This window comes from Mesorhizobium sp. WSM4976, assembly GCF_029625685.1.
In the GTDB taxonomy this organism is placed as follows: Bacteria; Pseudomonadota; Alphaproteobacteria; order Rhizobiales; family Rhizobiaceae; genus Mesorhizobium.
The window spans coordinates 24,112-43,625 of the sequence record NZ_JARTVT010000001.1 but is presented as its reverse complement, the minus strand read 5'-3'; the positions used below and the strand labels follow the sequence as shown (position 1 = coordinate 43,625).

Genomic DNA, 19,514 nt, shown 5'->3' with positions numbered 1-19,514 from the left:
ATGGACCAGACCGTCGGCATCTCCATAATCGGCCTTCCCGCGGATTTCGACCAATGGGGCGACTTGCTCGCGCTGATCCGCCGCGCCTTTGCCTATATGGACTGCGTCATCGACCCGCCATCCTCAGCGCATCTGTTGACCGCCGACAGCCTTGCCGAGAAGGCGAAAAAGGAGACAGGGTTTCTGGCCGTCGAGAGCGGCCGCATCGTCGGCTGCGTCTTCGCGCTGGAGCGGGCGCGGGATGTCTATGTCGGCAAGCTCGCGGTCGAGCCGGAGTTCCAGGGTCAAGGCGTCGGAGCCCGGCTGATGCAGGCGGTGGAGGATCTTGCCCGCGAACGGGGCAAGGATGCGATCGAGCTCCAGGCCCGTATCGAGCTGACCGCAAACCACGCGGCCTTCGCCCGGCTCGGCTTTCGCGAGAGCGAACGCACGGCGCACGCGGGCTATGACAGGCCGACCTCCATCACCATGCGCAAGGTGCTGTCTTGAGCCTTTCGCTCAGCCCGGAAGAACAGGCGATCGCCGCCCGCCAGGACGGCGCCGGCATGGCGATGCGCATCGTCGCCCAAAGCGCCAGGCTGCTCGGCGCGCCGCGGCTCATCCCGATCGCGTCCGCGCATATCGACGGGGCGCTCTATCACGGCGATTCCGGCACGCTGTTTGCCGAGAAACTAGTCGAAGGCGGCGCGAAAGTCGCGGTGCGCTCAACGCTCAATGTCGGAGCGCTGGATCTGATGGGCTGCTCGCGCATCCGCTTGGAAGAGCCGCAGCGCGGCATGGCGCGGCGAATGATGGAAGCCTATCGCAAGCTCGGCTGCGAGCAGAGCTGGACCTGCGCGCCCTATCAGGCCGGACACAGGCCGGCACTCGGCAGCGATGTGGCCTGGGGCGAGTCCAACGCGGTCGTCTTCTGCAACTCTGTGCTGGGCGGGCGCACCAATCGCTATGGCGATTTTCTCGATATTGCCTGCGCCATCACCGGCCGCGCGCCGGACTACGGCCTGCACCGGCCCGATAACCGCCGGGCGCGGCTTGTGTTCGATGTCTCGGGCTTGTCGCCTTCCTTCCTTGCCTCCGAGATCGCCTGGCCTGTTCTGGGTAGCCTCTATGGCCGTCAGGTCGGCAACGCGATCGGCGTCGTCACTGGCGTAGCCGGTCATCCCGGCGAGGACGCGCTGAAAGCCTTCGGCGCTGCGGCCGCATCGTCCGGTGCGGTCGGCCTGTTCCACATCGCCGGTGTGACGCCCGAGGCTCCCGACGTCGCAACCATTCTGGCTGGACCGGAACCGGAAGCGGTGATCCGCGTGACGCCTGAGATGGTTGCCAAAGCCCGCGCGGGCTTGTCGACCGCGGCGGCGGTCAAGACGATCGATGCGGTGGCGATCGGCAGCCCGCATCTATCGAACGCCGAGTTCGACAGTCTGGAGCGGTTCATAGCCGGACGGCGGCTTGCCGTGCCGATCTATGCCTGCACCGGCCGCCACGCGCTCGCTCTGCTGGAGCAGGATGGCCGGCGAAAGAAGCTCGAGGCGAGCGGCGTGGTCATCGTTGCCGATACCTGCGTGGTGGTGACCCCGATCATGCCGGAACTCGGCAATGGCGTGCTGATGACCAATTCGGGCAAGTTCGCGCACTACGCCCCGGGCAACACCGGCTATGCGGTGCTCTACGCATCGCTCGCCGACTGCGTCGAAAGCGCGGTCCTCGGCAGGCCGGTCTTCACGGATGTCGCCGCATGAGCGCCGCCGCCGAGATCCTGGTGCCGGGCAAGGCGGGTGAAGGCGAGGCGCTGGTGCTGACGGCGCCGATCAGCTTCTGGGGCGGCGTCGATCCGAGGACCGGCCGCATCGCCGATGTCCGTCACCCGCAACATGGCGAAGTCATTGCCGGTCGGGTGCTGTTCCTGCCCGGCACGATCGGCTCGTCATCGGCTTCGGCGGTTCTGATGGAACTCGTCCATAACGGCCGCGCGCCGGCAGCCCTGGTGCTGCACGAGCCGGACGCCATCCTGCTGCTTGGCCTGATCGTCGCCCGGGAAATGGGCTGGGAAACGCCGATCGCGGTGCGGCTTAGCCGCGGCGCGTTCGACGCCTACCGCGGGGGCGCGGTAAGCGTCGGCGCGGACGGCGCGGTTACCGTGGCCCTTTAGGCCTTCAGGCCCTCAGCGGCAGAACACGGTCCGGTGGGCGGTGGCCGTCGAAGAAGGCGCGGATGTTGATGATCACCTTCTCGCCCATGTCGATGCGGCCTTCGAGCGTGGCCGATCCCATATGTGGCAACAGCACCACCTTGCCCTTGGAGGCAAGCTTCAGGAGCTTGGTGTTCAGCGCCGGCTCGTGCTCATAGACATCGAGGCCGGCGCCGGCGATCTTGCCGTCATGGATCAGCTTGATCAGTGCTTCCTCGTCGATGATGTCGCCGCGCGCCGTGTTGACGAGGTAAGCCGAAGGCTGCATCAGCGCCAGCCGACGGCCGGACAAAAGGTGGAACGTCGCCGGCGTCGAAGGACAATTGACCGAGATGATGTCCATGCGGGCCAGCATCTGGTCGAGGCTTTCCCAGTAAGTTGCCTCCAGCTCCTCCTCCACCGCCGGCAGGACGCGGTGCCGATTGTGGTAATGGATCGACAGGCCGAAAGCCTTGGCCCGCCTGGCGACGGCCGTGCCGATGCGGCCCATGCCGACGATGCCGAGCCGTTTGCCCCAGATGCGCCGGCCGAGCATCCAGGTCGGCGACCAGCCGGCCCATTTCTTCTCGCCCGTCAGCACATTGGCGCCTTCGGCCAGCCGCCGGGGGACGGCGAGCATCAGCGCCATGGTCATGTCGGCGGTGTCTTCGGTCAGTACGTTCGGCGTGTTGGTGACAGTGATGCCTTTCTTGGCGGCCGCCGCGACGTCGATCTTGTCGACGCCGTTGCCGAAATTGGCGATCAGCTTCAGGTTTTCACCGGCCTGGGCGATCAGCGCGGCGTCGATGTGATCGGTGATGGTGGGAACTAGCACGTCGGCTTCCTTGACCGCCGCCACCAGCTCCGGCTGGGTCATCGGCCGGTCCTCGACATTCAGCCTTGCGTCGAACAGCTCGCGCATGCGGGTCTCGACAGGGTCGGGCAGCTTGCGCGTGATGACGACGAGGGGCCGTTTTTTGCCTGCCATTTTATCCCCGAAGCTTCCTAGATCAGAATGACGTTTCGCTGAATCGTCGTCCTGATTCTACTCTTTTTTGGAGCATGATCTTTTCCGAAAACCAGTTCCCACTTTTCAGGATCATGCTCTCGAAACCGATCTCGTTGAGACCTCTTTAACCAAGACCGGCGAAACTTGTAGCCAGTCGCGGCATCAGCCCACTCTGTAACAAGCGGTGCCGCCGAAGACAAAGAAAAAGGGGCGCTCATCCGACGGACCGGCGCCGAAAGGAACGAAAGTGTCTGGTTTCGCGTCGCTTCGCCTGGCCTTCAGCGCAGCCATCCTTGGCGCCCTGCTTTGCGCGCCGCAGGCCTTCGCGCAAAGCGCGGCCGCGCCGGCGCAAACCATAACGCTTGGTCCGAGCGGCCTGCCGCTGCCGCGCTTCGTCAGCCTGAAACCGGCCCGCGTGAATTCGCGCGTCGGCCCAGGCGCCAATTATTCCGTCAACTGGATGTATCTGAAGGCTGGCCTGCCGATGGAAGTGATCCAGGAATTCGACACCTGGCGCCGCGTGCGCGATGCCGATGGTTCGGAGGGCTGGATCAACCAGTCGCTGCTCTCCGGCCGTCGCACCGCCATAGTCGCGCCTTGGCAGCGCGGCAAGGGCGGGCAGGTCAACCTGCTCGACGAGCCCGACAAGGATGCCGGCGTCATCGCCATCATCGAGCCGGGCGTGATCGGCTCGATCAAGAAATGCGACGGCCAATGGTGCGAGATGACCTTTGACGGCCACACCGGCTGGATGGCCCAGTCGCAGGTGTGGGGTGCCTACCCGGGCGAGAAGTTCAAGAACTGAGGCGTATCGATATTCAGGTGAGGTCGGCCTACGAATGACGGCTTCCTGCGCTTCCGGTCACCCCATCATTCTCGATTCGGCCTGACCCGAATGTCGATACGCCTCAGCCGGTCGCGCCGCTGCGGTCACGGCCAATGCGGCCGAGATGCGTATCCTGAAAAGCGGTGGGCAGCTTGAGGCCGTAGCCGAGGGCACGGTCGATGGCGATGTGCGCTATCCAGATAAGTGCCACCGCGGTCGTGAGCGGACCGGCGAGCAACGCGCCCGCGAGCAGAATGACGAGCGGGGCAATCAGGATATGCAAGGCATTATAGGTGACGGCGCCGAGGCGCGGCCCGGCGAGGTAGCCCAGCATCGACAGGTCCGGCGCCAGGATAAGCAGCGCAAACAGCCACCAGGAAAAGCCGGACAGCGCGTAGCAAACGATGGCCAAGGCGGCGACGGTGACCCACTCAAACCGGACGATCAGGTCGACGGGCCGCGTCGCCACGGGATCAGTCGCCGCGCTTCCGGCGAAGCCTCACGACGATGTCGACATTGGCGATCTCCATGCCCTCCGGCGGTGCCGGCAGGTTGGAGACGGTGACCGGCCCGCTTTCGATGTCGAAAATCCGGTTCTCGCCCTCGACGTAGAAGTGATGATGGTCTGAGGTGTTGGTGTCGAAATAGGTTTTCGAGCCTTCGACCGCCAGGATGCGTAGCAGGCCGGCCTCTGTGAACTGATGGAGCGCGTTATAGACCGTCGCCAATGAAACGGGCACGCCGGCGGCGATCGCCTCTTCATGCAATTCCTCGGCCGAAAGGTGGCGGTCGCCCTTGGCGAAAAGCAGATCGGCCAGCGCGATGCGCTGGCGCGTCGGCCTCAGGCCGGCTTCGCGAACCCGCTTGTCCACAGCGACATTGTCCTTCCGGTAGCCCAAATCCATCTTCGCGTCGAAGCTTTGTTGCCCAGCCCACCAACAGGTCCAGAATGGCAAAAAGACGTCAGAAGCCAAAACCAGACACCAATCGACATATATTCTGTAGTCCGAATGCGATCAATAGCGCGCATTGACCCGGGAAGGCGCACGGGTTAAGCGCAAACGCCGGTTTCCGGCCGCAAACAGAGTGTGTTAGGAAACCAACAAGAAGGGCGCCCTGCCGCCCGCAAAGACACGGGGACGGAAGTTTGATGGCGGATCAAAAGTCCAGCTACGATTACGAGGAACTGCTTGCCTGCGCTCGCGGCGACCTGTTCGGACCGGGCAACGCCCAGCTGCCCTACCCACCTATGCTGATGTTCGACCGCATCACTGAGATCAGCGAGACCGGCGGCGCTTTTGACAAGGGCTTCATCCGCGCCGAATTCGACATCAAGCCGGACTTGTGGTTTTTCGCCTGCCACTTCATCGGCAATCCGATCATGCCGGGCTGCCTCGGCCTCGACGCCATGTGGCAGTTGACCGGCTTTTATCTCGGCTGGCTGGGCGAACCCGGCAAGGGCATGGCGCTCTCGACCGGCGAGGTGAAGTTCAAGGGCATGGTGACGCCGTCGGTGAAGAAGGTCGAGTACGGCGTCGATTTCAAGCGTGTGATGCGCGGCCGGCTGGTGCTCGGCATCGCCGACGGCTGGCTTAAGGCGGATGGCGAACCCATATACGCCGCTACGGATCTGAAGGTCGGCTTGTCCAAGCAGTCGGCCGCCTGACCGTTTTTCGCCACGGCGCCCGCGTACCCAATGGGCGCCACGTCAGTTTATTTGCGTATGATCACAGGCGAAAACCGGCTAGGTTTTCCGCCCGGATACGCCGGAAGGAGTTGCGAATGAGACGGGTCGTAGTGACAGGGCTCGGCATTGTGTCGTCGATCGGCAACAATGCTAACGAGGTGCAGAGCTCGCTTTACGATGCCAAATCCGGCATCAGTTTTTCCAATTCCTTCGCCGAACACGGCTTCCGCTGCCAGGTCTGGGGCGCGCCGACGCTCGATCCCACGCCGATGATCGACCGCCGCGCCATGCGCTTCCTGAGCCAGGGCGCGGCCTGGAACCACGTCGCCATGGACCAGGCGATTGCCGATGCCGGGCTTGGCGAAAGCGATATCACCAATGAGCGGACGGGCATCGTGATGGGGTCCGGCGGCCCTTCGACCCGGACCATCGTCGAAGCGGCGGAAATCACGATCAAGAACAGCAGCCCCAAGCGCATCGGTCCATTCGCCGTGCCGAAGGCAATGTCCTCGACGGCGTCGGCCACCTTGGCCACATGGTTCAAGATCCACGGCGTCAACTACTCGATCTCATCGGCCTGCTCGACCTCGGCGCATTGCATCGGCAATGCCTATGAGCTGATCCAGTGGGGCAAGCAGGACGTGATGTTTGCCGGCGGCCACGAAGACCTGGACTGGACAATGTCGGACCTGTTCGACGCCATGGGCGCCATGTCGTCGAAATTTAACGACAAGGCATCGGCTGCTTCGCGCGCCTATGACGTCAACCGCGACGGTTTCGTCATCGCCGGCGGCGCCGGCGTGTTGATCTTGGAGGAGCTGGAACACGCCAGGGCGCGCGGCGCCAAGATCTATGCCGAGATCGTCGGCTATGGCGCGACGTCCGATGGCTACGACATGGTCGCTCCTTCGGGGGAAGGCGCCATCCGCTGCATGCGGCAGGCGCTTGCCACCGTCTCGACCCCTGTCGACTACATCAACACCCATGGCACCTCGACGCCGGTCGGCGATTCCAGGGAAATGGGCGCCATCCGCGAGGTGTTCGGCGACAAGATGCCCTACATCACCTCGACCAAGTCGCTTACCGGCCATTCGCTGGGCGCGGCTGGCGTGCAGGAATCGATCTATTCGATCCTGATGATGCAGGGCGGCTTCATCGGCGAGAGCGCCCATATCGAGGAGCTCGATCCGGAATTCGAGGGCATGCCGATCGTGCGCAAACGCATCGACAACGCCAAGATCGACACCGTCCTGTCCAATTCCTTCGGTTTCGGTGGCACCAACGCAACGCTGATTTTCCAGCGCTATTCCGCATAAGGATCTGCCGGACATGGAAGGGTTGATGAAGGGCAAGCGCGGGCTTGTCATGGGCGTCGCCAACGATCATTCGATCGCCTGGGGCATCGCCAAGAAATTGTCCGAGCACGGGGCGGAGCTGGCCTTCACCTACCAGGGCGACGCCTTCGGGCGGCGGGTCAAGCCGCTTGCCGAGAAGGTGGGAGCCTCCTTGATCGTGCCATGCGATGTCGAGGACAGCGCCTCGGTCACCGAGACCTTCGAAACCCTCGGCAAGGCCTGGGGCGGGCTGGATTTCGTGGTGCACGCCATCGGCTTTTCCGACAAGAACGAGTTGAAGGGCCTCTACGCGGATACCAGCCGCGAGAATTTCGTACGCACCATGGTGATCTCCTGTTATTCCTTCACCGAGGTCGCCCGCAATGCTGCCGCGCTGATGGGCAATGGCGGCTCGATGATCACGCTCACCTATGCCGGGTCGGTGCGGGTGATGCCGAACTACAATGTCATGGGCGTCGCCAAGGCCGGGCTCGAGGCCAGCGTGCGCTACCTTGCCAATGACTACGGGCCGCGCGGCATCAGGGTGAACGGCATCTCGGCCGGACCGGTGCGGACGCTGGCCGGCTCGGGCGTTTCCGACGCCCGCCATATGTTCTCCTATCAGCAGCGCAATTCGCCTCTGCGGCGCACCGTGACCCTCGACGAAGTCGGCGGCTCGGCGCTTTACCTGCTCTCCGATCTTTCGTCGGGTGTCACCGGCGAGATCCATTATGTGGATTCCGGTTATCACATCGTTTCGATGCCGTCGCTGGAGGAACTGAAGCAGAACGACGGTCCCCGCGAATAGTTTGCGGGCGCGACAGTAGCCTTCAAGTAAAATTGGATGCACCGGCGGAAACTCATTTTAAGGAGATTCCGCTATAAGGCCCCTTAATCCAGGGACCTTGCATGTCTTCAGTCAGTAACCCGAAGCGAACACCGCTGTTCCGGCTGATCACCATCGCCAGCTCCGGCATGGGCGGTTTCGTCCTCGGATTGTGGGGGCTGCGGTTCGGCTTCGGCGACGGCATGGCCGGCATGCCGGCCCAGGCGATGATAGGCGCCATCGCCGCGCTGTGCGCCCTTGCCGCCGGCGGTGCGGCGATGTCGTTCTTCGCCGGCGTCGATGAATCGGTGGCCTATGTCGTCAAGGAAACTCATTTCGACAAGCTGACCGGGCTTTTGTCGCGCCAAGCCATGGTCGGCAAGATTGCCGATGCCGCCGCCGATACGATCCGAACCGGCGAGCCGGTGTTCCTGATCGACATCGATATCGACCGCTTCAAGCAGATCAACGACGCCATCGGCTACAGCCATGGCGACGAACTTGTCTGCGCCTTCACCAGCAGGCTGAAGGGTAGCATGCCGAAGGATGCGGTGATTGGGCGCATCGGTGCCGGCGAGTTCGGCGTGCTGCTGCCGGACCGAGATATCCGTGGTTCGATCGAGCGGCTGATCGAAAAGCTCATCAACGATATGATGGAACCTTATCAGCTGCAGACCCACCTGCAGTCGGTCAGCCTGTCGGTAGGCATCGTGGCGATGCCGAAGGACGGCGTCGACCCGGTCCTGGTCTTGCGCCGTTCGAATCTTGCGTTGCAGAACGCGCGGGCCAGCGGCGTCGGCAACTGGTCTGTGTTCCATGCGGACATGGGCCGCGTGGCCGACTATCGGCAATGGATCGAGTCGGAGCTGAAGACCGCGTTCGACCGCGGTGACTTCAGTCTTCACTACCAGCCGCAGCTCAATCTGCCGAGCGGCCGCGTCGTCGGCTACGAGGCGTTGATCCGCTGGAAGCATCCGGAGCGCGGCATGATCCCGCCGATGGAGTTCATTCCGATCGCCGAGGAAACCGGCATGATCAACCCGATCGGCGAATGGGTGCTGCGCAAGGCCTGCAGCGACGCCGCGCACCTGCCGCAGGACTGTTTCGTCGCCGTCAACATCTCGCCGGTCCAGTTCATGACCAGGGATTTCGTCGGCATCGTTCGCGAGGTGATGGAATCGACCGGCATCAATCCGTCGCGGCTGGAGCTCGAGGTCACCGAGACGGCGATGATGCAGGATCGCGACCGCGCCGCCGCGATCCTGGAGCAGCTTGCGGAGATGGGGATCTCTGTGGCCGTAGATGATTTCGGCACCGGCTATTCCAATTTGAGCTACCTGATCGACTTCTCCTTCGGCAAGCTGAAGATCGACCGTTCCTTCGTCAGCCGCATCGATACCGACTCCAGTTCCGGCGCGATCGTCTCGACCATTGTCGGCCTGTCTCGGGCGCTGGGCGTCGGCATCATCGCCGAAGGTGTGGAGACCGAGAACCAGGCCACGCTGCTGAGGGCCGCGGGCTGCGAGGTGGTCCAGGGTTATCTGTTCGGCCGGCCGGCCCCGCTCAAGGCCGAGCTCGGCGAGGCGCGGCCTGCTTTCGGCACCCGCGAGCCCGCACGGATCGTCAGCCTGCAGTAAACCACCACGCAAACACGCTTTTCAGCGGCGCGCGGACAACACCTTGAACATGCCGTCGCGTGCGATCTCGGCATGGCTGGCAAAGGCTGCGGAGAGCACCTGTTCGTAAGGAAGCTGGCGGTTGGCGACCATGAACAGCCGGCCGCCCGGTTTCAGCGCCTTCGACGCCGCGCGGATCATGCCGGCGCCGATCTCCGGGTCGGCGGCGCGGCCGCTGTGGAAAGGGGGGTTCATGACAATTGCGTCGTAGCGCCGCTCGGCCGCCTCGGTGAGCAGATCGGTCCAGAAGAAGCGCGGCTCGACGGCGCCATGGACATTCAGCCTGGCTGCCTCCAGGGCCTCGAAATCCGCTTCGTAGAGATCGAGCGCGGTGAGGCTCTGCGAGCGCTGCAGGACCTCGGCCGCCAGATAACCCCAGCCCGCGCAGAAATCGGCGACATTGCCTGCGAGATCATAAGGCAGGCTCGCAACGAGCAGTTTCGAACCGGCATCGACCCGATCGAAGGAGAACATGCCAGGCGCGGTTTTGAAACCGCCGTCAACAACAAGGTCGGGGTTGCCGGCGCGTAGCGGCGCGGCTGCTTCCGGACCGGCCGGCCGGAACCAGAAGGCAACGCCGTGATGCTTCGGTAGGTGGCCTTCGAGCGACGCCAGCGCATTGATCCGCTTGCGCAGGCTGTCGATGCCGTCCTCCTTGCCACCCGCGACAACGATCAGCCCGCCCGGCGCGACACGCTCGAGTGCTTCGGCGATGCGCAACTCATTCTGGCCCCGATGGCGGCCCGCAAGCACCAGAGCCATGTCGTAGCCCTGGCCTTCCACGTGCGGCGTGACCGTGTAACCGGCCGCCTGCAGGGCGCGGAAATGTGGGCGGAAGCCCTGCACGAGATGCAGCGCCGCATCGAAACCTTCGGGCAAGCGGAAGCCGGGCTCGGCGCCCAGAAAAAGAACGCGGGCATCCTTTCGCGGCAGAGGCAGCGCCTCGGCCTCGAACGGGTGGAACAGCGTCTTCAGCGGCTCCGCGGCCATTCGCACAGTCCTTCAAACAAAACGGGCGCGACCTCGCGGCGCGCCCGTCTTAAACTGTTCAGCCAAACCGATCAGGCGGCGTCTTCCTCGCCTTCAGCCTTCTTCTTCTCCTGGACGATTTCCTTGCCGGTCGCCTGGTCGACGACCTTCATCGACAGGCGAACCTTGCCGCGCTCGTCGAAGCCCATCAGCTTGACCCAGACCTTGTCGCCTTCCTTGACGACATCGGAGGTCTTGGCGACGCGCTCATTGGCGAGCTGCGAGATATGGACGAGACCGTCGCGCGGGCCGAAGAAGTTGACGAAGGCGCCGAAGTCGGCGGTCTTTACGACTGTGCCTTCGTAGATCTCGCCGACTTCCGGCTCGGCGACGATAGTGTGAATCCACTTCTTCGCCGCCTCGATCTCCTTGGCGTTGGCCGAAGCGATCTTGACCGTGCCGTCGTCCTCGATGTTGATCTTGGCGCCGGTCTTCTCGACGATCTCGCGGATCACCTTGCCGCCGGAACCAATGACATCGCGGATCTTGTCGGTCGGAATGTGCATGACCTCGATGCGCGGTGCGAACTCGCCGAGCTCGGGGCGGGCGCCGGTCAGGGCATGGGCCATTTCGCCGAGGATATGCTGGCGGCCGTCCTTGGCCTGATCCAGCGCGATCTTCATGATCTCCTCGGTGATGCCCTCGATCTTGATGTCCATCTGCAGCGAGGTTACGCCATTGGCAGTGCCCGCAACCTTGAAGTCCATGTCGCCGAGATGGTCCTCGTCGCCCAGGATGTCGGAGAGCACCGCGAAGCGCTCGCCTTCCTTGATCAGGCCCATGGCGATACCGGCAACGGGTTTGGCCAGCGGCACGCCGGCATCCATCAGCGCCAGCGAGGTGCCGCAGACAGTTGCCATAGACGACGAGCCATTGGATTCGGTGATCTCCGAGACGACGCGCAGCGTGTACGGGAACTGGTCGGAGGTCGGCAGCATCGGGCGGATGGCGCGCCATGCGAGCTTGCCATGGCCGATTTCACGGCGGCCCGGCGAACCCATGCGGCCGGTCTCACCGACGGAGTAGGGAGGGAAGTTGTAGTGGAGAAGGAACTTCTCCTTGTACATGCCGGTCAGCGAGTCGACGAACTGCTCGTCCTCGCCGGTGCCGAGCGTGGCAACCACCAGGGCCTGGGTCTCGCCGCGGGTGAACAGCGCCGAACCATGGGTGCGCGGCAGGACGCCAACCTCCGAGACGATCTTGCGCACGGTCTTGAGATCGCGGCCGTCGATGCGGGAGCCGGTATCAAGGATATTCCAGCGCACGACCTTGGCTTGAAGCTCCTTGAAGACGGTGCCGATCTGCTCGGAAGTGTACTTGGCTTCCTCGCCCTCTGCCGGAGCGAAGGCAGCCTTGACCTTGGCCTTGACGGCATCGACCGCGGCATAGCGCGACTGCTTGTCGGTGATCTTGTAGGCTGCGCGAAGCTCGTCGCCGACGACCTTCAGCATCTCGCCTTCGAGCGCGGAATAGTCCGGCGCGGTGAAGTCGCGCGGCTCCTTGGCGGCGACCTCGGCCAGCTTGATGATTGCCTCGATCACCGGCTGGAAGCTCTTGTGGCCGAACATGACGGCGCCGAGCATCAGGTCCTCGGAAAGTTCCTTGGCCTCGGATTCGACCATCAGCACGGCGTCGGCGGTACCGGCGACGACGAGGTCGAGCTTGGATTCCTGCATCTCGTCGATATGCGGGTTGAGTACATATTCGCCGTTGATGTAGCCGACACGGGCGCCGCCGATCGGGCCCATGAAGGGCACGCCCGAAAGGGTGAGCGCCGCGGAGGTGGCGACGATCGACAGGATATCCGGATCGTTCTCGAGATCATGCTGGACGACGGTGACGACGATCTGGGTGTCGTTCTTGTAGCCGTCGGCGAAAAGCGGGCGGATCGGGCGGTCGATCAGGCGGGAAACCAGCGTTTCCTTCTCGCTCGGACGACCCTCGCGCTTGAAATAGCCGCCCGGGATCTTGCCGGCGGCGTAGGTCTTTTCCTGGTAGTTGACGGTGAGCGGGAAGAAATCGAGGCCGGGCTTCGGCTCCTTCATGGAGACGACGGTGGCCAGAACCACGGTCTCGCCATAGGTGGCGAGCACCGCGCCATCAGCCTGGCGGGCGATCTTGCCGGTCTCCAGAATGAGCGGGCGGCCGCCCCATTCGATTTCCACTTTGTGATGATTGAACATGTCTTGTCCTTCATATGCGGAAAGGGCCGCACCGTCCTAACGGTCGCGGGTTCTCCCTTTCCTGGCTTCCTTCGGGCAGCCACGGGCAAGACAACGGGAAGCTCGATAGATCCGGCTCAAAAGCCGAGCGAGCATCCTGCAATCCTGCCCCATGACCGTCCATGGGCGGTTCCGGATAGCCCTCTGCGGTCCGGAACCGGGTTGGCCGATTGGTCCGGCCGACCCTGCGCACGACGCCGGAAATGCTGTTTCCGGAACGCGCCACGCGCGGAGGGGAATTTCCTAATCGCAGCATCGGAGCAGCGGATTATCCGATGCGCCAATGCGCGACCGGCGGGCCCCTTTAGAGAGCCCGCCGGTCAATTCGTCAGCGACGGAGACCGAGCTTGTCGATCAGCGTCTGGTAGCGCGCGTCATCCTTACGCTTGAGATAGTCAAGCAGGCTGCGCCGCTGGGAAACCAGAGCAAGGAGGCCACGGCGGGAATGGTTATCCTTCTTGTGGTCCTTGAAGTGCTCGGTCAGGTTCTTGATGCGCTCGGAAAGAATGGCAACCTGGACTTCCGGAGATCCGGTATCGCCTTTCGCGGTCGCGAATTCGGTCATCAGTTCTTTCTTGCGCTCGGCAGTAATCGACATCGTGCTTTTCCTTATCTGTTGGAGGAAACGGGACGCCCACAGCCGGGATGTCGTCCAGCAGGGGCCAGTGCAAGCGACGCGTCAGGGCACGAAGCTGCGGCGCATATAGTGCAATTCCGGAAAAAACACCAGCCCAATTGTCAAGCCGGCTTGTCGCAGGTTCCGGCGGCGAAAACCGGAGAACTCAAAGGCTATAGCCACTTCTTCCATTTGAAGAACGCCACCAGACCGGCAGCGATCAGCGCCATGAACACCAGCGACATCGGATAGCCGTAGTAGGCTTTCAGCTCCGGCATGTTCCAAGGCGAGCTTGCCGGGTCGAAGTTCATCCCCCAGACGCCGACCAGGAAGGTCAGCGGCATGAAGATCACGGAGACGATCGTCAGATAGGAAATGACGTCGTTGGTGCGAGCCTGGGTCAGCGAGAGATGCATCTCGATCAGGCCCGTGAGCATGTCGCGCTGGTTCTCGACCAGTTCGATCAGCCGCAGAGAATGGTCGAGCGTGTCGTTGAAAAAGATCTTGGTCTCGGCCGTCACGAAGGGCACGTCGTTTCGGATCAGCGTCGCCAGCGCGTCGCGCATCGGCCACAGCACGCCCTTGAGCACGTTCGCGTCGCGCCTGAGTTCATGCAGCTGCCGCATCTGATGCTTGTGCGGCGTGTTAAGCATCTCGTCCTCAATGCCGTCAACCAATTCGCTCGCCGCCTCGATCGGCGGGAAATAGCTGTCGACGATGGCGTCGATCAGCGCATAGGCGAGATAGTCGGCGCCGCGCGAGCGCAGACGGTTCGGCAGCGCGGCCGCGATGCGCTTGCGCACCGGATCGAACGGATCACCTTCGCGTTCCTGGAATGTGACGACGAACTTGCCGCCAAAGAAAAGCGAAATCTGCTCGTAGCGGTGCGAGGCGACATCGTCGATCATGCGCATGACGACGAAGGCATGATCCTCGTAGAAATCCACCTTGGGCCGCTGTCCAGTGTTGACAACGTCCTCCAGCGCCAGCGGGTGGAGGTTGAAGATACGGCCGATCTCCTCGATCAGCGGAATGTTGGCAAGTCCCGTGCAGTCCAGCCAGACGACAGGCCATTTCTCGCAATGGGTCTTGAGGTCGTCGATCGAGGCATTGTCGATGGTTTCGTATTTCTGTGGCGAGATCAATGTCAGCCGAAGCTCGCTGCGGCGTGCCGCCGGATCGGCGATCAACGTGCCGGGCGACGCCCCGACCGGCGGCCGGCGGGTTCTCAGCGGCGCCCTCTTGTTGCCTGTATCAGCCATGTTCTTCCTGGGGCCATGAGCTTCCCGGGCTTCCGCGCCCGGCCGAGATTAGAGCACTCCAGGACAAACGTGCAGCGGTTTTCCGTTCGGAATTGGATAAATAACAGACACTTGCACCGGATTCATCCGACAAAGACCCGCTTGGGCTTGAACATGCCCTGCTCGATGGCGCCGATGGCGACGAGCCTGCCGCGCGCGGTGGCACATGCCTCCTCCGCCTCGACCGGCGCATCGCGGCCGCGAATGATCACGGGATTGCCGAGGCGGATCTTCGTCGCCGCGTCATCGCTGACCGCGACCTGCGGCAGGCAATCGAGCGCCGCCGCCGTTTCGACCAGCAGCGCGTCGATGGCACTGAAATCGACCGGGACCTCGGCTTCGTCCGGAACAGCTTCGGCCTTGCCGCCAAAACGGGCTGCTTCCAGTTCGGCTACCGTGACAAAATCATCCGGCGTGAACGGCTCGACCTCAACGCGGCGCAATTCAGCGATATGGCCGAAGCAGCCGAGATCGCGGCCCATGTCGCGCGCCAGTGAGCGCACATAGGTGCCCTTGCCGCATTCGACCTCGAAGACGGTCTTGTCGGCATTATGCTCGATAATATCCAAACGGCCGATTTCAATTTCCCGCGCGGGTATCTCGACAGTCTCGCCGTCGCGGGCGAGATCATAGGCGCGCTCGCCGGCGATCTTGATGGCCGAGAATTGCGGCGGCGTCTGCATGATAACACCGGTGTATTTCGGCAGCAGCGCCCTCACGTCGGCCTCGGCCGGGCGGCGGTCGGAGCTTTTGGTCACGGGACCTTCAAGGTCGTCGGTCGACCGTTCCTCACCCCAGGCAACGGTGAAGCGGTAGACCTTGGCGCCATCCTGCACGTAGGGGACGGTCTTGGTAGCCTCGCCGAGCGCGATCGGCAGCATGCCGGAGGCCAGCGGATCGAGCGTGCCGGCATGCCCGGCCTTCTCGGCCTGGAACAGCCATTTGATCTTGGAGACCGCTTCGGTCGAGCCCATGCCGACCGGCTTGTCCAGCACCACCCAGCCGGAGACCGGCCGACCCTTCTTCTTGCCGCGGCGCGCCACTATTCCTCGTCCTTGTCGTTGTTCTTGCCGTCGCCGAGATCGCGCGCCACTTCGGGCGATTTCAGCAATTCATTGATCTTCGCGAAATTGTCGAAGGAGGTATCGAGCCGGAAGCGGAACTCCGGCATATACTTCATCTGCCTCAGAGCGCCCGACGCACGGCCGCGGATGAACTTCGCATGCCTGTTGAGCGCCTCGACCACGGCGTTGTCGTCACCCGCGCCAAGCGGCGAGACGAAAGCGGTGGCGATCTTGAGATCGGGCGACATGCGCACCTCGGAGACCGAGACGACGCTGTTTTCGATCACCGGATCGATGATCTCGCCGCGCTGCAGCGTTTCGGAAAGGGCATGGCGCACCTGCTCGCCGACGCGCAGCATGCGCTGGGAGGGGCCTGACGTTGTCGAACGGGACATTTTCCTGGTCCTGAAATCGTGAAGCGCGGGATGGGACCACGCCACATGGCTCAAATGCATGAGCGGTCTGGGCGGCAGCCTTGCGGCCGCCGCCCGCTTCATTTCGGCAAGTATACCCGAATTAGAGCGTCCTGCTCACCATCTCGACGCGGAAGCACTCGATGACGTCGCCGACGCGCATGTCCTCGTAGTTCTGGAAAGCCATGCCGCATTCCTGGCCGCCCGGCACTTCCGAAACCTCGTCCTTGAAGCGCTTGAGCGTCTTCAACGTGCCTTCGTGGACGACGACGTTGTCGCGGATCAGGCGCACGCCGGCACCACGCTCGACCTTGCCTTCGGTGACGCGGCAGCCGGCGATCTTGCCGACCTTGGAAATGTCGAAGATCTCGAGGATCTCGGCATTGCCGATGAAGGTCTCGCGCCGCTCCGGCGAAAGCATGCCGGAAAGGGCGGCCTTCACGTCGTCGACGAGGTTGTAGATGATCGAGTAGTAGCGGATCTCGATGCCCGCGGCGGCCGCCGCGGTGCGCGCCTGCGCGTTGGCGCGGACGTTGAAGCCGATGATCGCCGCTCCGGACGTCTCTGCCAGCGACACGTCGCTCTCGGTGATGCCGCCGGCGCCCGAGTGGACGATCCGTACCCTGACCTCGTCGTTGCCGAGCTTCTCCAGAGCGGCGTTGATCGCCTCGATGGAACCCTGCACGTCGCCCTTGATGACCAGCGGGAATTCCTTCAGCCCGCTCGTCTGCAACTGCGACATCATCTGTTCGAGCGAGCCGCGCTGGCCGGCATGCTTGGCCACCGCCTTGTCGCGCGCCAGGCGCTGACGGTATTCGGTGATCTCGCGGGCGCGGGCCTCGTTGTTGACGACAGCGAAGCGGTCGCCGGCCTGCGGTGTGCCCTGAAGGCCAAGCACCTCGACCGGCATCGCCGGCGGCGCTTCCGGCACGTGCTCGCCGCGGTCGTCGACCAGCGCGCGCACACGGCCCCACTCGTTGCCGGCGACAATGATGTCGCCCGGCATCAGCGTGCCTGTCTGCACCAGAACGGTGGCGACCGGACCGCGGCCCTTGTCAAGCTTGGCTTCGATCACCGCGCCTTCGGCGGTGCGGTCAGGATTGGCCTTGAGGTCGAGAACTTCGGCCTGCAGCAAGATCGCTTCGAGCAGCTTGTCGAGATTGGTGCCCTTGGTCGCCGAAACCTCGACGTCCAGCACCTCGCCGCCCATCGATTCCACGAACACCTCGTGGCGCAGCAGTTCGGTCCGCACCTTCTGCGGGTCAGCATCGCGCTTGTCGATCTTGTTGATCGCCACGATGATCGGCACGCCGGCCGCCTTGGCGTGGTTGATCGATTCGATCGTCTGCGGCATCACGCTGTCGTCTGCCGCCACCACCAGCACGGCGATGTCGGTGACCTGGGCGCCACGGGCGCGCATGGCGGTGAAGGCAGCGTGGCCGGGCGTGTCGATGAAGGTGATCTTCTGACCGTTCTTCTCGATCTGGTAGGCGCCGATATGCTGGGTGATGCCGCCGGCCTCGCCGGATACGACATTGGCGTTGCGGATGGCGTCGAGCAGCGAGGTCTTGCCGTGGTCGACATGGCCCATGATGGTCACGACCGGCGGACGCGACACGAGGTCCTCGGGACGGTCGGCGATGTTGAACAAGCCTTCCTCGATGTCGGACTCCGCAACGCGGCGGACCGTATGGCCGAATTCGGAAGCGACCAGCTCGGCCGTGTCGGCATCGATGACGTCGCCCGGCTTCAGGATCTGGCCCTGCTTCATGAAGAACTTGACTACATCCACGGCGCGCTCGGACATGCGTTGCGCCAGTTCCTGGATGGTGATGGTTTCGGGCAGGATCACTTCGCGCATGACTTTCTCGCGCGGCTCATTGTGGAGCGCGCGTTTGAATTTTTCCTGGCGGCGGCGCATCGACGACAGCGAACGGCCGCGAGCGTCGTCATCCGACAGCGCCGAATTCAGCGTCAGCTTGCCACGGCGGCGATCTTCCTCGCCCTTGGTCGGCTTGGCCGGACGGGCTACTTCCGGGGTCGCGAGACGGCGGGGTGGCGCGCTGGCTCCGCCACCGGCACCGATGCGCCTCGGCTTGGCCTCTTCCTCGTCATCGGCCGTGGCGACATCCGCTGCCTGCGGCGCGCGACGGCGAGCCTCTTCCTCGGCACGACGCCGCGACTCGGCCTCGGCCTGCAGGCGCGCTTCTTCCTCGGCCTGACGGCGCGCGGATTCGTCGCGCTCGCGCTTGCGGCGTTCCTCTTCCTCGGCGCGGCGCTTGGCATCTTCCTGAGCGCGCAGGCGATCCTCGGCCTCGCGAGCCTTGGAGCCTTCCAGCGCCCTGCGACGCGCTTCCATCTCGCCGCGCGACAGCTCGTTCAGGACCATGCCCGAACGTTCCGGCGGCGGAGGCGGCGCCTTCGGCGCTTCCTGCACGACAGGCGCGGCGGCGACAGGAGCGGCCGCGGCGGGCTTCGGCGTGAACACGGAGGGCGCCACCGGCTCCGGCTTGTCGCCGGGCAACGAGAACTTGCGCTTCTTGGTCTCGACGACGACCGACTTGGTGCGGCCGTGCGAGAAATTCTGGCGCACGGTGCCCTGCTCGAGGCCGGGGCGCTTCAGCGTCAAGGTCTTCTTCGGCGTAACGCTCAACGTTTTGTCGTCGCCCGATTTCGTATCGTTCATTCCATATCCTCTGCGGCATCATCTTCGTCGGCAACGGCCGCAAGCATTGCCAGATCGTTCGGGGTACCGCCCCGATATCGGTCGAGCGCAACAACGCGCCTCTCAACCGCCAGTCCCGCGTCCTGCGCGAGGACGGCAGCATGTATCACATTTGTACCCCCCAATGCCAAGCTCAACTCGGCCTCGGAGAAAAGTTTGTAGGCAAGGATGGCGGGGCCGCCGAGATGGACGGTCGCCCGCCGCGCCTGACTGATCTTGCGGACACCGTCGTCCGACGCCTCTGCCGCATGCAGGACGAGCAGCGCCTGCCCGTCGCGCACCGCACCTTCGACCTTGGCGGCTCCAAGAACGACGGCGCCGGCCTTGCGGGCAAGCCCAAGCATACCCAGAGCGGACCTGGAAAGCAGCCCCTCGACCATGCCGCCGAGATCAGACGGAACGGTCACCTGCGCCTTGAATGCGCGGGCAAACAGGTTCTTCGCCGCTGCCTTCTCGATATGTAGGCGATCAGCGGTGACCCAGCAACCGCGGCCGGGCAGATTTCTCTTGATGTCCGGAACGACGGCCGAATCCGGGCCGACGACGAAGCGGATCAGTTCATCCGCTTCGGCCTGCCTGCGCGTAACGATGCAAGTGCGATCGTTCATCTCGTCCACGG

At 63.8% G+C, this 19,514-nt stretch carries 19 protein-coding genes; 8 read left to right on the top strand and 11 right to left on the bottom strand.

The features are described from left to right. Genes P9272_RS00215 through P9272_RS00205 form a run of 3 tightly spaced genes read left to right on the top strand, consistent with a single transcriptional unit; the run spans nucleotide 1 to nucleotide 2,149 of the window. Nucleotides 1-489, top strand: coding sequence for a GNAT family N-acetyltransferase (locus P9272_RS00215; RefSeq protein ID WP_278157935.1), 489 nt, complete (start codon nucleotides 1-3; stop codon nucleotides 487-489). Further along, on the top strand, nucleotides 486-1,739 hold the full coding sequence (locus tag P9272_RS00210; protein WP_278157933.1) for an aconitase X catalytic domain-containing protein: 1,254 nt from the start codon (nucleotides 486-488) through the stop codon (nucleotides 1,737-1,739). The genes P9272_RS00215 and P9272_RS00210 overlap by 4 nt, the downstream gene beginning before the upstream one ends. Further along, a complete protein-coding gene (locus P9272_RS00205) occupies nucleotides 1,736-2,149 on the top strand; it encodes a DUF126 domain-containing protein (RefSeq protein ID WP_278157931.1) in 414 nt (137 codons plus the stop codon). The genes P9272_RS00210 and P9272_RS00205 overlap by 4 nt, the downstream gene beginning before the upstream one ends. A gap of 4 nt (nucleotides 2,150-2,153) precedes the next feature. On the opposite strand, the gene P9272_RS00200 is transcribed toward P9272_RS00205, so the two are convergent. Then, the gene (locus P9272_RS00200) at nucleotides 2,154-3,155 is read right to left on the bottom strand and encodes a D-glycerate dehydrogenase (RefSeq protein WP_128256881.1); all 1,002 of its coding nucleotides are present in this window, start codon (nucleotides 3,153-3,155) and stop codon (nucleotides 2,154-2,156) included. Between the two features lie 268 nt (nucleotides 3,156-3,423). Between P9272_RS00200 and P9272_RS00195 the strand changes: the two genes are divergently transcribed. Beyond that, nucleotides 3,424-3,981 carry an SH3 domain-containing protein gene (locus tag P9272_RS00195; protein ID WP_112128468.1) on the top strand — a complete coding sequence of 186 codons (558 nt, stop codon included), beginning with the start codon at nucleotides 3,424-3,426 and terminating at the stop codon, nucleotides 3,979-3,981. Between the two features lie 103 nt (nucleotides 3,982-4,084). Here P9272_RS00195 and P9272_RS00190 read toward each other — a convergent pair whose 3' ends face one another. After that, the gene (locus tag P9272_RS00190; protein WP_278157927.1) at nucleotides 4,085-4,471 is read right to left on the bottom strand and encodes a DUF4260 domain-containing protein; all 387 of its coding nucleotides are present in this window, start codon (nucleotides 4,469-4,471) and stop codon (nucleotides 4,085-4,087) included. A 4-nt stretch (nucleotides 4,472-4,475) separates the two neighbouring features. After that, entirely contained in the window at nucleotides 4,476-4,907 is a 432-nt protein-coding gene (gene irrA / locus P9272_RS00185) for an iron response transcriptional regulator IrrA (protein ID WP_128256884.1), read from the bottom strand. A gap of 245 nt (nucleotides 4,908-5,152) precedes the next feature. On the opposite strand from irrA, the gene fabA reads away from it, so the two are divergent. The 4 genes from fabA (at nucleotide 5,153) to P9272_RS00165 (ending at nucleotide 9,486) form a co-directional block, all read left to right on the top strand. After that, nucleotides 5,153-5,668 (top strand): 3-hydroxyacyl-[acyl-carrier-protein] dehydratase FabA, encoded by a 516-nt coding sequence (gene fabA / locus P9272_RS00180; RefSeq protein WP_040985924.1) that lies wholly within the window; start codon nucleotides 5,153-5,155, stop codon nucleotides 5,666-5,668. Nucleotides 5,669-5,784: 116 nt separating this feature from the next. Next, a complete protein-coding gene (gene fabB, locus P9272_RS00175; protein WP_128256885.1) occupies nucleotides 5,785-7,005 on the top strand; it encodes a beta-ketoacyl-ACP synthase I in 1,221 nt (406 codons plus the stop codon). Nucleotides 7,006-7,018: 13 nt separating this feature from the next. Next, entirely contained in the window at nucleotides 7,019-7,831 is an 813-nt protein-coding gene (gene fabI, locus P9272_RS00170; protein ID WP_128256886.1) for an enoyl-ACP reductase FabI, read from the top strand. 101 nt (nucleotides 7,832-7,932) lie between these two features. Continuing rightward, nucleotides 7,933-9,486, top strand: coding sequence for a bifunctional diguanylate cyclase/phosphodiesterase (locus P9272_RS00165; protein WP_278157919.1), 1,554 nt, complete (start codon nucleotides 7,933-7,935; stop codon nucleotides 9,484-9,486). 21 nt (nucleotides 9,487-9,507) lie between these two features. Here P9272_RS00165 and P9272_RS00160 read toward each other — a convergent pair whose 3' ends face one another. The 8 genes from P9272_RS00160 to P9272_RS00125 all read right to left on the bottom strand — a co-directional run bounded on the left by P9272_RS00160 (nucleotide 9,508) and on the right by P9272_RS00125 (nucleotide 19,503). Further along, entirely contained in the window at nucleotides 9,508-10,515 is a 1,008-nt protein-coding gene (locus P9272_RS00160; RefSeq protein ID WP_278157917.1) for a class I SAM-dependent methyltransferase, read from the bottom strand. A gap of 71 nt (nucleotides 10,516-10,586) precedes the next feature. Beyond that, on the bottom strand, nucleotides 10,587-12,737 hold the full coding sequence (gene pnp / locus P9272_RS00155) for a polyribonucleotide nucleotidyltransferase (protein WP_278157915.1): 2,151 nt from the start codon (nucleotides 12,735-12,737) through the stop codon (nucleotides 10,587-10,589). Between the two features lie 367 nt (nucleotides 12,738-13,104). Further along, nucleotides 13,105-13,416 (bottom strand): 30S ribosomal protein S15, encoded by a 312-nt coding sequence (rpsO, locus tag P9272_RS00150; RefSeq protein WP_278158561.1) that lies wholly within the window; start codon nucleotides 13,414-13,416, stop codon nucleotides 13,105-13,107. Nucleotides 13,417-13,565: 149 nt separating this feature from the next. Then, nucleotides 13,566-14,654 (bottom strand): magnesium/cobalt transporter CorA, encoded by a 1,089-nt coding sequence (gene corA / locus P9272_RS00145; protein ID WP_128256890.1) that lies wholly within the window; start codon nucleotides 14,652-14,654, stop codon nucleotides 13,566-13,568. Between the two features lie 122 nt (nucleotides 14,655-14,776). Then, nucleotides 14,777-15,736, bottom strand: a complete 960-nt coding sequence (gene truB, locus P9272_RS00140; RefSeq protein WP_278157913.1) for a tRNA pseudouridine(55) synthase TruB — start codon at nucleotides 15,734-15,736, stop codon at nucleotides 14,777-14,779. Next, on the bottom strand, nucleotides 15,736-16,152 hold the full coding sequence (gene rbfA, locus P9272_RS00135; protein ID WP_128256892.1) for a 30S ribosome-binding factor RbfA: 417 nt from the start codon (nucleotides 16,150-16,152) through the stop codon (nucleotides 15,736-15,738). The genes truB and rbfA overlap by 1 nt, the downstream gene beginning before the upstream one ends. Before the next feature lie 121 nt (nucleotides 16,153-16,273). Further along, nucleotides 16,274-18,856 carry a translation initiation factor IF-2 gene (gene infB / locus P9272_RS00130; protein WP_128256893.1) on the bottom strand — a complete coding sequence of 861 codons (2,583 nt, stop codon included), beginning with the start codon at nucleotides 18,854-18,856 and terminating at the stop codon, nucleotides 16,274-16,276. After that, the gene (locus P9272_RS00125) at nucleotides 18,853-19,503 is read right to left on the bottom strand and encodes an RNA-binding protein (RefSeq protein ID WP_128256894.1); all 651 of its coding nucleotides are present in this window, start codon (nucleotides 19,501-19,503) and stop codon (nucleotides 18,853-18,855) included. The genes infB and P9272_RS00125 overlap by 4 nt, the downstream gene beginning before the upstream one ends. Between the last annotated feature and the right edge of the window lie 11 nt (nucleotides 19,504-19,514).

Excerpts from the sequence above, each read along its gene's own strand:
- P9272_RS00215 (WP_278157935.1), top strand. The coding sequence starts at position 1 with ATGGACCAGACCGTCGGCATCTCCATAATCGGCCTTCCCGCGGATTTC.
- P9272_RS00205 (WP_278157931.1), top strand. The coding sequence starts at position 1,736 with ATGAGCGCCGCCGCCGAGATCCTGGTGCCGGGCAAGGCGGGTGAAGGC.
- P9272_RS00200 (WP_128256881.1), bottom strand. The coding sequence starts at position 3,155 with ATGGCAGGCAAAAAACGGCCCCTCGTCGTCATCACGCGCAAGCTGCCC.
- irrA (WP_128256884.1), bottom strand. The coding sequence starts at position 4,907 with ATGGATTTGGGCTACCGGAAGGACAATGTCGCTGTGGACAAGCGGGTT.
- fabA (WP_040985924.1), top strand. The coding sequence starts at position 5,153 with ATGGCGGATCAAAAGTCCAGCTACGATTACGAGGAACTGCTTGCCTGC.
- fabB (WP_128256885.1), top strand. The coding sequence starts at position 5,785 with ATGAGACGGGTCGTAGTGACAGGGCTCGGCATTGTGTCGTCGATCGGC.
- fabI (WP_128256886.1), top strand. The coding sequence starts at position 7,019 with ATGGAAGGGTTGATGAAGGGCAAGCGCGGGCTTGTCATGGGCGTCGCC.
- P9272_RS00165 (WP_278157919.1), top strand. The coding sequence starts at position 7,933 with ATGTCTTCAGTCAGTAACCCGAAGCGAACACCGCTGTTCCGGCTGATC.
- P9272_RS00160 (WP_278157917.1), bottom strand. The coding sequence starts at position 10,515 with ATGGCCGCGGAGCCGCTGAAGACGCTGTTCCACCCGTTCGAGGCCGAG.
- pnp (WP_278157915.1), bottom strand. The coding sequence starts at position 12,737 with ATGTTCAATCATCACAAAGTGGAAATCGAATGGGGCGGCCGCCCGCTC.
- corA (WP_128256890.1), bottom strand. The coding sequence starts at position 14,654 with ATGGCTGATACAGGCAACAAGAGGGCGCCGCTGAGAACCCGCCGGCCG.
- rbfA (WP_128256892.1), bottom strand. The coding sequence starts at position 16,152 with ATGTCCCGTTCGACAACGTCAGGCCCCTCCCAGCGCATGCTGCGCGTC.
- infB (WP_128256893.1), bottom strand. The coding sequence starts at position 18,856 with ATGAACGATACGAAATCGGGCGACGACAAAACGTTGAGCGTTACGCCG.
- P9272_RS00125 (WP_128256894.1), bottom strand. The coding sequence starts at position 19,503 with ATGAACGATCGCACTTGCATCGTTACGCGCAGGCAGGCCGAAGCGGAT.